This window comes from Bradyrhizobium sp. CB1015, assembly GCF_025200925.1.
Lineage (GTDB): Bacteria > Pseudomonadota > Alphaproteobacteria > Rhizobiales > Xanthobacteraceae > Bradyrhizobium.
In genome coordinates this window covers 3572600-3586538 of the sequence record NZ_CP104174.1, presented here as the reverse complement: position 1 = coordinate 3586538, position 13939 = coordinate 3572600, and the positions used below count along the sequence as shown (strand labels likewise).

The 13939-nt window shown below is 65.8% G+C and carries 10 protein-coding genes; 9 read left to right on the top strand and 1 reads right to left on the bottom strand.

Annotated elements, in window-relative coordinates:
- The first annotated feature begins 440 nt into the window (after positions 1 to 440).
- From N2604_RS16350 to N2604_RS16325, 6 genes are all read left to right on the top strand, one after another.
- On the top strand, positions 441 to 638 hold the full coding sequence (locus N2604_RS16350) for a hypothetical protein (protein WP_409241716.1): 198 nt from the start codon (positions 441 to 443) through the stop codon (positions 636 to 638).
- Positions 639 to 690: 52 nt separating this feature from the next.
- Positions 691 to 1341, top strand: a complete 651-nt coding sequence (locus tag N2604_RS16345) for a hypothetical protein (RefSeq protein ID WP_260375645.1) — start codon at positions 691 to 693, stop codon at positions 1339 to 1341.
- 302 nt (positions 1342 to 1643) lie between these two features.
- Positions 1644 to 2639, top strand: coding sequence for a nitronate monooxygenase family protein (locus tag N2604_RS16340; protein ID WP_157282488.1), 996 nt, complete (start codon positions 1644 to 1646; stop codon positions 2637 to 2639).
- 25 nt (positions 2640 to 2664) lie between these two features.
- Positions 2665 to 3633: a zinc-binding dehydrogenase gene (locus N2604_RS16335; protein WP_260375644.1), complete on the top strand. Its 969-nt coding sequence runs from the start codon at positions 2665 to 2667 to the stop codon at positions 3631 to 3633.
- 169 nt (positions 3634 to 3802) lie between these two features.
- Entirely contained in the window at positions 3803 to 5176 is a 1374-nt protein-coding gene (locus tag N2604_RS16330) for a cation-efflux pump (RefSeq protein WP_260375643.1), read from the top strand.
- Positions 5177 to 5402: 226 nt separating this feature from the next.
- Entirely contained in the window at positions 5403 to 7733 is a 2331-nt protein-coding gene (locus N2604_RS16325) for a PAS domain-containing sensor histidine kinase (protein ID WP_260375642.1), read from the top strand.
- A gap of 171 nt (positions 7734 to 7904) precedes the next feature.
- Here the strand turns inward: N2604_RS16325 and N2604_RS16320 are convergent, their stop codons facing one another.
- Positions 7905 to 8798: a LysR family transcriptional regulator gene (locus N2604_RS16320; protein WP_260375641.1), complete on the bottom strand. Its 894-nt coding sequence runs from the start codon at positions 8796 to 8798 to the stop codon at positions 7905 to 7907.
- Positions 8799 to 9023: 225 nt separating this feature from the next.
- Here N2604_RS16320 and N2604_RS16315 point away from each other — a divergent pair, with 225 nt between their 5' ends.
- From N2604_RS16315 to fdhF, 3 genes are read left to right on the top strand one after another with little or no spacing between them, the layout of a single operon-like run.
- Positions 9024 to 9500, top strand: a complete 477-nt coding sequence (locus N2604_RS16315; protein WP_260375640.1) for a formate dehydrogenase subunit gamma — start codon at positions 9024 to 9026, stop codon at positions 9498 to 9500.
- Positions 9497 to 11053, top strand: coding sequence for an NADH-quinone oxidoreductase subunit NuoF (locus N2604_RS16310; protein WP_260375639.1), 1557 nt, complete (start codon positions 9497 to 9499; stop codon positions 11051 to 11053). The genes N2604_RS16315 and N2604_RS16310 overlap by 4 nt, the downstream gene beginning before the upstream one ends.
- Positions 11054 to 11063: 10 nt before the next feature.
- Positions 11064 to 13937, top strand: a complete 2874-nt coding sequence (fdhF, locus tag N2604_RS16305) for a formate dehydrogenase subunit alpha (protein WP_260375638.1) — start codon at positions 11064 to 11066, stop codon at positions 13935 to 13937.
- Positions 13938 to 13939 lie beyond the last annotated feature (2 nt).

Sequence of the window (13939 nt, the reverse complement as noted above, 5' to 3'; positions counted from 1 at the left end):
CGGCGTGACGTTGGCCTCCCACGTCGATATGCTGACCAAGAGCAAGCGCGAGGTCGAAGACCGCCTCGCCGCGTGTTCGAGAATTTCAACGCGCTCGATGCACTTCGCAAGGACATCGGCGGCATCTTCGCGACGATCAGGAATAGCTTGAACCGGATCGGGTGAATCTTTCGTAGGATGGGTAGAGCGCAGCGAAACCCATCATCGTCTCTCCTCGCGCTGATAGTCGATGGGTTTCGCTGCGCTCTACCCATCCTACCGGCCGCAGCGTCGGTCGCGCTCGGAAACATCCAGACACATCACATCTCCGCGCGCCCGTGCAATGCCGCCAACATGTCCTGCGCGTGCCGCAACTTGGACGCATTCGGTCGCCCTTTTGGGAGGCGTGTCTGGGGGCACGGCATGACCGTGTTTGGACCAAACCTTCTAGGGGTATCGCTGTGAAGAAGATTGTATTTGCTCTGGGTGCCACGCTTGCTCTTGCGACGGCCGCGAACGCTGCGGATCTGCCGCGCCGGCAGCCGGTGCCAGCCTATCCGGGCGAGCAGGCGCCGATCGGCAAGATGCCGATCGGCAAGAGCCCGATTGGAAAGGCCCCGATCGGCAAGGCGCCGGGCCCGGTCGCCGCGCGCTACTGACGCGCAGCAAAGGACGCGCCACATTTGCCGCCGATGGTCGAGGGGGAATAGCGTGACGAACAAAGCTGGTCGATCGGGATCCTGCATCCTCGCGGGCTTCGCTCTTGCGGCCATGCTCTCGTGCACGACGCCCTCGGCCTCGGCTCATGAGGCCGACAGGCGCGTTGCCGATGCGAACGCGCTTGCTACGACCGACACCGCCTCGCGGCCTCAGCCGCAATCGACGCGGCGCTCCGTCGCGCGTGCGGAGAAAGGCCCCTACTATGTCGATTTCCGCGCCCGTACGGCTGCAAGCTGGGGCCATGCCTTCGTCTGGTACGGCAAAACCAGCGAGAAGGCCGTCGAGGTTGCGGGCCTGACGCCGGCCGGCGACACGCTCGCTTACGTGCTCGGTCACATCACCTTTGTGCCATCCGAGACCGGTGCCAGCTACGGCGATCTCGATCCGGAATATCTGACCGCGAGCTATCGGGTCTACCTGAACGAAGCCGACGCCAAGCGTGTGTTCGCCTACATCAAGGAGTTGCAGGCCAGCTCTCCGGTCTGGAATGCCGAGACCGTGAACTGCACCGGCTTCATCGGCGACATCGCGGAGTTCATGGGATTGAAGGTCCCCCATCGCTGGCAGCGCCCGGAAAACTTCGTCAACAGCCTCAAGGAAATCAACGGCGGGCGCCAGATGGTGCGGTTGTCGGCGAAGTAAGCTGACAGACCCCGTTATCGTGCCCCGGACGCAGCGCAGCGTCCCTTTGACGATGCGCTGCAGAGCCGGGGCCCATCCCTCAAAGCTTCGCGCAATATGGGTCCCGGCTCTGCGCTGCAACGCCAAGAGGCGTTGCAGCGCGTCCGGGACACGAAACCATCCAATTATCCGCCCCGCGGAATCACTGACATCTTCGCATGATGCCCCGCGCGGCGGCGCAATAGACTTTTCGCACCCCCGGCGGCATCCTGCCGCCATCAACCGAGAACAGAGCGCCACGCGGGGCGCGGGGGAAACAGATCATGTTGCAGACACGGTTCACCAAACTCGTCGGCGTCCAGCACCCGATCGTTCAGGGCGGCATGCAATGGGTCGGACGGGCCGAGCTGGTTGCGGCCGTCGCCAATGCCGGCGCGCTCGGCTTCATCACGGCGCTGACCCAACCGACGCCGGAGGACCTGACCAAGGAGATCGCGCGCTGCCGCGACCTCACCGACAAGCCGTTCGGCGTCAACCTCACCATCCTGCCCGCGATCAAGCCGCCGCCTTATGCCGAGTACCGCGCCGCGATCATCGAGAGCGGCATCAAGGTGGTCGAGACCGCCGGCAACAAGCCGCAGGAGCATGTCGACGAATTCAGGAAGCACGGCGTCAAGGTCGTGCACAAATGCACCAGCGTCCGCCACGCGCTCTCGGCCGAACGGATGGGCGTCGACGCCATCTCGATCGACGGCTTCGAATGCGCCGGCCATCCCGGCGAGGACGACACGCCCGGCCTGATCCTGATCCCGGCCGCCGCCAACAAGATCAAGATCCCGATGATCGCCTCGGGCGGCTTTGCCGATGGCCGCGGCCTCGTCGCGGCGCTGGCGCTGGGGGCCGAGGGCATCAACATGGGCACCCGCTTCATGGCCACCAAGGAGAGCCCGATCCACCAGCTCATCAAGGAGAAGATCGTCGCCAACGACGAGCGCGAGACCGAGCTGATCTTCCGCACCATGCGCAACACCTCGCGCGTGGCAAAGAACGCCGTCTCGACCAAGGTCGTCGCGATGGAGAAGGAAGGCGCCAAGTTCGAGGACATCCGCGAGCTGGTTGCCGGCGCCCGCGGCAAGATGGTTTATGCCACCGGCAATTCCGACGAAGGCATCTGGTCGGCCGGCCAGGTCCAGGGCCTGATCCAGGACATCCCGAGCTGCGCAGAGCTCGTCTCCCGCATCGTGCGCGAGGCGGAGGCGATCATTCGCAGCCGGCTGGAGGGGATGATCGTTCAGCCACAACGCGAAGCAGCGGAATAATCACTGCAAGATGTGAGAGTATTGCATGAAAGCCTACGTCTACGGCCCTGAAGGCGCGAGGATTTCCGACGTCGCTCAACCGAAACCGAAGGGCACGCAGGTGCTCGTCCGCGTCCGCGCCTGTGGCCTCAACCGCGCCGACACCGGCATGCGCAAGGGCTACGCCCATGGCGCGGCCGGCGGCGTCGGCACCGTGCTTGGCATGGAATGGGCCGGCGAGGTTGCCGAGCTCGGACCCGACGCGAAGGGCGTGAAGATCGGCGACCGCATCATGGGATCGGGCGGCGCGGCCTTCGCCGAATATACGCTGGCCGATCATGGCCGGCTGTTCCACGCGCCCTCGAACATGAATTTCGAGGAGGCCGCCACCCTCCCCGTCGCGCTCGCGACCATGCACAACGCCGTCGTCACGATCGGCGGGCTGCAGGCTGGCCAGAGCGTGCTGGTCCAGGGCGCGAGCTCCGGCGTCGGGCTGATGGCGATGCAGATCGCCCGGCTCAAGGGCGCGAAGCTCGTGATCGGCTCGTCCACCCACGCTTATCGCCGTGGACGGCTGAAGGAGTATGGCGCCGACCTCGCGGTCGACAGCTCCGATCCGAAATGGGTGGATGAGGTGCTGAAGGCGACGAACGGCGAAGGCGTCGACCTCATCGTCGACCAGGTCTCGGGCAAGGTCGCCAATCAGAACCTCGCCGCGACGAAGATCAAGGGCCGCATCGTCAATGTCGGCCGGCTCGGCGGCACCCATGCCGACTTCAATTTCGACCTGCACGCGGCGCGCCGCATCGACTATGTCGGCGTCACCTTCCGCACCCGTACCATCGAGGAGGTCCGCGAGATCTTTGCCGAGGTCCGCAACGACATCTGGGGCGCGGTGGAATCGCGCAAGCTGCAACTGCCGATCGACAAGGTGTTCGCGTTCGACGACATCGACCAGGCGTTCGAGCACATGGAAGCGAACAAGCACCTGGGGAAGATTGTGGTGACGGTGTAGGGGGCGGCCACCTGCGGAGAGTGACGGAGCTCCTCTCTACATCCGTCATGGCCGGGCTGGACAAGCCCGGGCATGACGGCGCTGATGGTCCCGCTCCTGCAACTCACTCGCGACTACATCCTGTGGATCGGCGCTTGATGTCCCACGCGGGGCTGCTAAATCCCCCGGCATGACCTCCCAGCACAACAAAACCTCGGTCGCGGCCATCTCGATCTTCGCCAGCGGCGGCATGGCGGCGGCCAAATTCGTGGTCGGGATCGCGATCGGCTCGCTGGCGCTGATCTCCGAGGCCCTGCATTCCTCGATCGACCTGGTCGCGACCATCATCACCTGGGCGGTGGTGCGGGTCTCCGACAAGCCCGCGGACGAGGAGCACCATTACGGCCACGGCAAGCTGGAAAGCGTCTCCGCGCTCGGGGTCACCGCCCTGCTCTACGTGCTCGCCGGCGGCATCCTGGTCGAGGCCTATAGCCGGCTGCGCGAGGGAACCCCGCCGCCGACCATCTCGGCCGTGCCGTTCGTCGTGCTGGTGATCGATATCGCCGTCAATCTCTGGCGCGCCCGCGCCCTGCATCGTGCCGCGCGGGAGACGGGGAGCCAGGCGCTGGCGGCGGACGCACTGCATTTCGCCTCGGACGTGATGGGCTCCTGCGCCGTGATCGTGGGCCTGATCCTGGCTGGGCTCGGCTTCTGGTGGGGCGACGCCGCGGCGGCCGCAGCGGTTGCCGTGATGATCGCAGCGCTCGGCCTGCGCATGGCGGGCTCGACCGTGCAGACGCTGGTCGATCGCGCCCCCGAAGGCGCGCAGGAGAAGGCCAAAGCCGCGATCCGCGGCGTGCCGGGCGTGATCGACGTCGAACGCTTGCGCGTGCGCATGGTCGGAGCGACCACGTTCATCGACACCATCGCGAAGGTGCCGCGGACTTATCCGATCGACCGGGTCGAGGACATCAAGCGCAACGCGCAGGCCGCCGTCGCCAAGGCTTTCGGCGATGCCGACCTCACCTTCGCCGCAGCGCCGGTCGCACGCGACAACGAAACCGTGCGCGACCGCATCATGGTGATCGCGCGCAATTCCGGACTCGCCGTCCACCACGTCACTGTGCACGATCTCGGCGCCAAGCTGATCGTCGGCATCGACCTCGAAGTCGATGCCGACATGCAGCTCGAGGCCGCCCACGACATCGCCAACACGCTGGAGCGCAACATCCAGGAGGAGTTCGGCGAGGACGTCGAGGTCGACGTTCACATCGAGCCGTTGGAACCGGAACTGCCGTTCGGCGTCGATGCCGCGCCCGAGAGGGTGCAGACCATCGCCGCCGCACTGGCCGAGTTCGCCGGCGAAGGCGAGATCCACGACATCCACAATGTGCGGGTCCGCAACACCGACGCCGGCGAGATCGTCAACTTCCACTGCCGCGCGGCACCGTCGATGAGCGTGATCAAGGTGCACGAGCATGTCGACGCGATCGAGCGCGCGTTGCGGCGCGCGTTCCCGAGCGTGAAGCGCGTCATCAGCCACGCCGAGCCGCCGCGGGCGTGATGAAGAATGCGCGGCGAGTCACACGTTCCCGTTTCGGACTCCTCGCGTCCGTGCGTTTGCGGACGCGCGATGCACAAACTGCGCGTTGGATAAGAATAATTTCGCGTTAACGATTCGTTGACTCTCGACAGCCCGCGAAAACTGGATTCAAATCGGTGTGATTCGGAAGCGATGTGGGGCTGCTTCCGGACCTCAGTTGCAAGCTGGTTTTCAGGGGGCCGAAGGCATGTCGCGTGCAGACGCCGCGAACGCGTGCGTCCAATCCGATTCGATCAAGGGATTGGCGCAATCGATCGCGAAACCTGCCTATCATCGGCTCTTGATAGCGGAGCCGGCGCTTCGTCGCGCCGTGCCGACGCTCATTATCGCCTTCCTGATCACGATCTGCCTTGGCGCCTTCGTGCAGGTGGTCGATCAGACGCGGCAGAAGCGGCTGGTGATCCGCCACGACATTTCGGCGCTTGCCGACCTGCTCGCCGAGCGCATCGACCGCCTCACCTCGGTTCGTCAGGAGCGGCTCAAGAGCATCGAGAGCCTGCCGACGCTGCTGCCCGATCTCATTCCGTCCTGGGCCACGGCCTCCGGCCGCCACGTCATCGTCACCTCCGCCGGCATCGACCGCCGCATCCTCGCCCGCATCCCGGCCGACAGCGACCCCTCAGGCAACGACCGCCTGCTCGATGCGATCACCACCGCGCAGCTGATCGCGGCGCCGCCGCGTGACGGCAACATCGCCGACATGACGCTGCCGAGCGGCAACGCGGCGATGGCGACCTCGCGGCAGATCAAGTCGCTGCCCGGCTTCGTCACCGTGATCCAGGAGCGCAACGAGCCGATCTGGGGATCGGACGCCGCGCTCTCGGTGACGCTGTCGGCGACCACGGGGTTCGTCGTCCTGATCCTCGGCTTCGCCTTCCACTGGCAGTCTACCCGCGCCCGCGAAGGCGACCTCATCAACGACGCCGTGCGCGGCCGGATCGACACCGCGCTCAACCGCGGCCGCTGCGGGCTGTGGGACTGGGATCTGTCGCGCGGCCGGATCTTCTGGTCGCAGTCGATGTTCTCGATGCTCGGCCTCGACGGCCGTCACGAGCTCCTCACCTTCGGCGAGGTCAACGCGCTGGTGAAGTCCGACGACATTGACCTGTTCGCGATCGCCGACCAGCTCATCTCCGAGAAGATCGACCACATCGACCAGACCTTCCGCATGCAGCATGTCGACGGCCACTGGATCTGGCTCCGCGTGCGCTGCGAGAAGACCCGCGGCGCGACCGATTCCAGCGTGCACCTGATCGGGATCGCCGTCGACATCACCGAGCAGAAGAGCCTCGCCGAGAAGACGGTGGAAGCCGACCTTCGCCTGCGCGACGCGATCGAGACCATTCCGGAGGCCTTCGTGCTGTGGGATGCGAGCGACCGCCTGGTGCTCTGCAACTCGCACTTCCAGCGCCTGCACAAGCTGCCCGACACCGCCGTCATTCCCGGCACCTCCTACGAAACCGTGCTCGAGGTCGGCCGCATGCCGGAGGTGCGCACCCGCCATAACGAGACCGCTGCCCAAGGCCCGGGCGCACGTACCTTCGAGGCGCAGCTCGACGACGGCAGCTGGCTGCACATCAGCGAGCGCCGCACCAAGGACGGCGGCTACGTCTCGGTCGGCACCGACATCACCCGCATCAAGGAGCACGAGCAGAAGCTGGTCGACAACGATCTGCGCCTGCGCGCCACCGTCATCGACCTCAAGCGTTCGCAGGCCGCGCTGGAGCGCCAGGCGGTCGAGCTCGCCGACCTCGCCGAGAAGTATCAGCGCGAGAAGACCCGCGCCGAGGAAGCCAACCAGACCAAGTCGAAATTCCTCGCCAATATGAGCCACGAGCTGCGCACGCCGCTCAATGCCATCATCGGCTTCTCCGAGATCATGGGTTCGGGCATGTTCGGCGAGCTCGGCAGCGAGAAGTACCAGGAATATTGCCAGGACATCCTGACCAGCGGCCATTATCTGCTCGAGGTCATCAACGACATCCTCGACATGTCCAAGATCGAGGCCGGCCGCATGAAGCTCGACATGGAAGAGCTCGACCTCTCGCAGACGCTGGCGGAATCCTTGCGGGTCGTCACCGGCCGCGCGCAGGACAAGCACCTGACGTTAGATGCCGACATCGCAAAATCCATCTCGGTCGTCGCCGACCGCCGTGCCACCAAGCAGATCATCGTCAACCTGCTCTCCAACGCCGTGAAGTTCACGCCGGACGGCGGACGCGTCGTGGTGCGCAGCCGGCAGCTCGACGACAGGATCGTGCTGATGATCGCCGACACCGGCATCGGCATCGCGCCGCATTCGCTGGCGCGGCTCGGGCGCCCCTTCGAGCAGGTCGAGAGCCAGCTCACCAAGACCTATCACGGCTCGGGCCTCGGCCTTGCCATCGCCCGCTCGCTGGCGCAGCTCCATGGCGGCTCGATGCGCCTGCGCTCGAAGATCGACGTCGGCACGGTGGTCCGCGTGACCTTGCCCCGCGACGCGATCAAGGCGGCGTCGGGGATATCGGCTGCGGCTTGAGGCGGCGCGGGCTACGTGCCTGCGGCCATCCTTCGAGACGCCCGCCTGCGGCGGGCCCTCAGGATGAGGGTGGCGTGCGCGGCAACAGTCTCAAAGGAGTTCGGTGGCTCTGAGCCTCATCCTGAGGAGACCGCGAAGCGGTCGTCTCGAAGGACGAGGCGCTTGCTCGGTCTACAATTGCAGCGTCGGCGCGACTTCGCGCGCGACGTTGACCAGCGCTGCGATCAGCGGCGTCATGGGATCGCGCTGCGGGATCACCATGCCGATGCTGTAATTGACCTCGGGGTCGACGATCGGAATCGATCGCACGGTGTCGGACAGGCCGAGCGTCTCGGCGAGCTTGGCCGGCATCACGCTGGCCCAGCGCCCGGTCTTGACGTGGGTGAACAGCACCAGCAGCGAGTTCGACGTCAGCGTCGGTGTCGCCTCCGCGCCGACCGATCGCAGTGCGCGGTCGATGATGCGGCGGTTCTGCATGTCGGGCGTCAAGAGGCACAGCGGCACCTGCCCGACCTCGGTCCAGGTCACCGTCTCGCGGTCGCCGAACATCGCGTCCGGCGCGGTCAAGAGGCGATAGCTCTCGTTGTAGAGCGGGATGGTGCGCACCTTGCCGATCGGCTCGTTCTCGATATAGGTCAGCCCCGCATCGACCTCGAGATTTTCGAGCAGCCCGAGCACCTCGGACGAGGTGGTGGACTGGATGCGGAAGCGCACCTCGGGATGCTTGGCGCGGAACGGCGTCGTCAGCGCGGCGACCATGCCGAGCACGGTCGGAATCGCCGCGATGCGGATCTCGCCGGAGAGCTGATGCTTCAGCCCGTTGATCTCGTCGCGCATGGCGCGGGCATCGCCGACGATCCGCCGCGCCCAGTCGAGCGCCCGCTCGCCTTCAGGGGTAAATCCCTGAAAGCGCGAGCCGCGCTGGACCAGCATCACGCCGAGAATTTCCTCGAGCTGCTTGAGCCCGGTCGACATCGTCGGTTGCGTCACGCCGCAGGCTTCGGCCGCGCGGCCGAAATGCCGCTCCTTCGCCAGCGCCAGCAATAGTTCGAGCTTGTCGATCAACCGGTCGTCCCCTCAGATTTCATCGTGGCATGTAAGTTAGCACGCCGGGCCTGCACCAACACGTAAAAACCGGCTCCCGATCCGACCTTCATTGCCAATCCGTATCGAGCAATTGCGGTTGCAAATCGATCGGAATCCGCAATCGCAGCACGGGACAGCTTTATTGATCTGCGAATGATTCCAACTAGTTTGCGGCGAAGGAAACGCTCTGGTTGAGAACGAAGAATGACAGCGGTTTATGAGCCTTGGAATGAGGCGCGCGGCGCCGAGATCATCGCCGAACATGCCAACCGAGAGGGCGCGACACTGGTCATCCTGCATGCGCTTCAAGAGGCGTTCGGCTACGTGCCGGAGGCGGCGATCCCCATGGTGGCGAAAGGGCTCAACCTGTCGCGAGCCGAAGTCCATGGCGTGTTCACCTTCTATCATGATTTCCGCCACAAACCCGCCGGACGCCATGTGCTGAAGCTGTGCCGCGCCGAGGCCTGCCAGGCTGCCGGCGGCGATGCGCTGGCTGCGCGGGCGGAAGCGAAGCTTGGCGTCACGCTCGGCAACACCACGGCCGACGATCGCGTGACGCTGGAGCCGATCTACTGCCTCGGCCTGTGCGCGACCGCGCCATCCGCGATGCTCGACGGCCGGCTGATCGGCCGGCTCGACCCTAAGCGCCTCGATGCGCTGGTTGCGGAGGCGCAGCGATGAGCATGCGTGTCTACGTCTCACGTGACGCCGGCGCGGTCGCCGTCGGTGCCGACGAGGTCGCCCTGGCGCTGGAGCAGGCCGCCGCCAAGCGTGGCGTTGCCATCGAGATCGTCAGGACCGGCTCGCGCGGAATGTACTGGCTGGAGCCGCTGGTCGAGGTCGCAACGCCGCAGGGACGCATCGCCTTCGGCCCCGTCACCGAGGCCGACGTGCCCTCGCTGCTCGACGCGCTCGCCAGCAACACGCCGCATCTCCTGCGGTTAGGGGCGGCGGACGAGATCCCCTGGCTGAAGCGCCAGACCCGCCTCACCTTCGCCCGCTGCGGCGTGATCGATCCGCGCTCGCTCGACGACTATTGCGCCCATGGCGGTTACAAGGGCCTCGCGCGGGCTCTGTCGATTGGCCCGGATGCGATCCTCACCGAAGTCACCGCATCGGGCCTGCGCGGCCGCGGCGGCGCCGGCTTCCCGACCGGGATCAAGTGGAAGACCGTCGCGCAGGCGAAGGCCGACCGCAAATTCATCGTCTGCAACGCCGACGAAGGCGACAGCGGCACCTTTGCCGACCGCATGATCATGGAAGGCGATCCCTTCCTGGTGATCGAGGGCATGACCATCGCCGGCATCACCGTCGGCGCGACCAAGGGCTACATCTACATCCGCAGCGAATATCCGCACGCGGTCGAGGCGATGAATGCTGCGATCCAGGCTGCCAAGCGCGGCGGTTACCTCGGCGACAGGATCGGGGGATCGACTACCAGCTTCGATCTCGAAGTGCGTGTCGGCGCCGGCGCCTATGTCTGCGGCGAGGAGACCTCGCTGCTGGAGAGCCTCGAAGGCCGTCGCGGCATCGTGCGTGCCAAGCCGCCGCTGCCGGCGCATCACGGCCTGTTCGGCAAGCCGACCGTCATCAACAACGTGCTGTCGTTTGCCGCGATCCCCTTCATCCTCGCTGAAGGCGCCAAGGCCTATGCCGATTTCGGCATGGGCCGCTCGCGCGGCACGATGCCGATCCAGCTCGCCGGCAACATCCGCTACGGAGGCTTGTTCGAAACCGCCTTCGGCGTGACGCTGGGCGAGCTCGTCGATGACATCGGTGGCGGCACCTTCACCGGCCGCCCGGTCCGCGCGGTGCAGGTCGGCGGTCCGCTCGGCGCCTATTTCCCCCGTGCCCTGTTCGACACGCCGTTCGACTACGAGGCCTTCGCCGCACGCGACGGCCTGATCGGCCACGGCGGCATCGTCGTGTTCGACGACAGCGTCGACATGCGCAGGCAGGCGCGCTTCGCCATGGAGTTCTGCGCAGTGGAATCCTGCGGCAAGTGCACGCCATGCCGGATCGGCTCGACCCGCGGCGTCGAGACCATCGAGAAGATCATCAACGGCGAGCGCGTCGATGAAAACATCGCGCTGGTCGAAGACCTCTGCAACACCATGAAATTCGGCTCGCTCTGTGCACTCGGCGGCTTCACCCCCTATCCCGTGCTCAGCGCGTTGAAGCACTTCCGGGAGGATTTCGCAGCCGTCCCGACCACGCTTCAGGCCGCGGAATAGGAGAACGACAATGTCTCTGATCGAAGAAATCGACTACGGCACGCCGCGCTCCAAATCCACGACGATGGTGACGCTGACCATCGACGGCAGAGAGGTCACCGTGCCCGAGGGCACCTCGATCATGCGCGCCGCGATGGACGCGGGTCACCAGATCCCGAAGCTCTGCGCGACCGACATGGTCGACGCATTCGGCTCCTGCCGGCTCTGCCTCGTCGAGATCGAGGGCCGCGCCGGCACGCCGGCCTCCTGCACCACGCCTGTCATGAACGGCCTGATCGTGCACACCCAGACCGAGCGGCTGAAGCAGCTGCGCAAGGGCGTGATGGAGCTCTATATCTCCGACCATCCGCTCGACTGCCTCACCTGCGGCGCAAATGGCGATTGCGAATTGCAGGACATGGCCGGCGCCGTCGGCCTGCGCGACGTGCGCTACGGCTATGAGGGCGAGAACCACGTCTTCGCCAAGTCCCACGGCTGCGACAACGACCACTGGATGCCGAAGGACGAGTCCAACCCGTACTTCACCTATGATCCCTCCAAGTGCATCGTCTGCTCGCGCTGCGTCCGCGCCTGCGAGGAGGTGCAAGGCACCTTCGCGCTGACCATCTCCGGCCGCGGCTTCGACAGCCGCGTCTCGCCGGGCATGAGCGAGAGTTTTCTGGGCTCCGAATGCGTCTCCTGCGGCGCCTGCGTGCAGGCCTGCCCGACCGCGACGCTGACGGAGAAGTTCGTGATCGAGATCGGCCAGCCCGAGCATTCGGTGGTCACCACCTGCGCCTATTGCGGCGTCGGCTGTGCCTTCAAGGCGGAGATGCGCGGCGAGGAAGTGGTGCGCATGGTGCCCTACAAGGACGGCAAGGCCAATCGCGGGCATTCCTGCGTCAAGGGCCGCTTCGCCTGGGGTTACACCAACCACAAGGAACGCATCCTCAAACCCATGATCCGCGAAAGAATCGAGGATCCCTGGCGCGAAGTGTCGTGGGACGAGGCGTTCTCGTTTGCCGCCGCCAGGATGCGCGGCATCCAGAAGACATACGGCCGCGATGCCATCGGCGGCATCACCTCGTCCCGCTGCACCAATGAAGAGACCTATCTGGTGCAGAAGCTGATCCGCGCCGGCTTTGGCAACAACAATGTCGATACCTGCGCCCGCGTCTGTCATTCGCCGACGGGCTACGGCCTTGCCACCACCTTCGGCACCTCCGCCGGCACCCAGGATTTCGACTCGGTCGAGCACACCGACGTCGTGCTCGTCATCGGCGCCAACCCGGCGTCCGCCCATCCGGTGTTCGCTTCGCGCCTGAAGAAGCGGCTGCGCCAGGGCGCAAAGCTGATCGTGATCGATCCGCGGCGCACCGAGATGGTGGAATCACCGCATGTGAAGGCGCTGCACCTGCCCCTGATGCCCGGCACCAACGTCGCGGTCATGACCGCGCTGGCGCATGTCATCGTCACGGAAGGGCTCGTCAACGAAGCCTTCGTGCGCGAGCGCTGCGACTGGAGCGAGTTCGAGGAATGGGCCGCCTTCGTCGCCCAGCCGAAGAACAGCCCCGAAGCCACCGCCATCCTCACCGGCGTCAATCCGAAAGACCTGCGCGAAGCCGCCCGCACCTACGCCACCGGCGGCAACGGGGCGATCTATTACGGCCTCGGCGTCACCGAGCACAGCCAGGGCTCGACCACCGTGATCGCAATTGCCAACCTCACCATGGCGACCGGCAATATCGGCCGTCCCGGCGTCGGCGTGAACCCGCTGCGCGGCCAGAACAACGTCCAGGGCTCCTGTGACATGGGCTCGTTCCCGCACGAGCTGCCTGGCTACCGTCACATCTCCGGCGACGCCGTGCGCGACCAGTTCGAGGCGCTGTGGAACGTCAAGCTCAACCCCGAGCCGGGCCTTCGCATCCCCAACATGTTCGATGCCGCGGTCGAAGGCACCTTCATGGGGATCTACGTTCAGGGAGAGGACATCCTGCAATCCGACCCCAACACCAGCCACGTGGTTGCGGCGCTGTCGGCGATGGAATGCGTCATCGTCCACGACCTCTTCCTGAACGAGACCGCGAATTACGCCCACGTCTTCCTGCCCGGCTCGAGCTTCCTCGAGAAGGACGGCACCTTCACCAACGCCGAGCGCCGCATTCAGCGCGTCCGCAAGGTGATGACGCCGAAGAACGGCCTCGCCGACTGGGAAGTCACCATCGGCCTTGCCAAGGCCATGGGCTTCGAGATGAACTACAATCACCCTTCCGAGATCATGGACGAGATCGCGGCGCTGACCCCGACCTTCGCCGGCGTCTCCTATGCCAAGCTCGACGAGCTTGGTTCGGTGCAGTGGCCCTGCAACGACAAGGCGCCGGAGGGCACGCCGGTGATGCATATCGACGGCTTCGTTCGCGGCAAGGGCAAGTTCGTCGTCACCGAATATGTCGCGACCGACGAGCGCACCGGCCCGCGGTTCCCGCTGCTGCTCACCACGGGCCGCATCCTCAGCCAGTACAATGTCGGCGCGCAGACGCGGCGTACCGAGAACGTGGTCTGGCATGCCGAGGATCGCCTCGAAATCCACCCGCATGATGCCGAACAGCGCGGCGTGCGCGACGGCGACTGGGTGCGGCTGACGAGCCGCGCCGGCGAGACCACGCTGCGCGCGGAGATCACCGACCGCGTCGCGCCGGGCGTCGTCTACACCACCTTCCACCATCCGGACACGCAGGCGAACGTCATCACCACCGATTATTCAGACTGGGCGACCAACTGCCCCGAATACAAGGTCACGGCGGTGCAAGTCTCGCCCTCGAACGGCCCGTCCGACTGGCAAAAGGCCTATGACGCGCAGGCGCGGCAGTCCCGCCGCATCGTGCCGGCCGAAGCCGCGGAGTGACC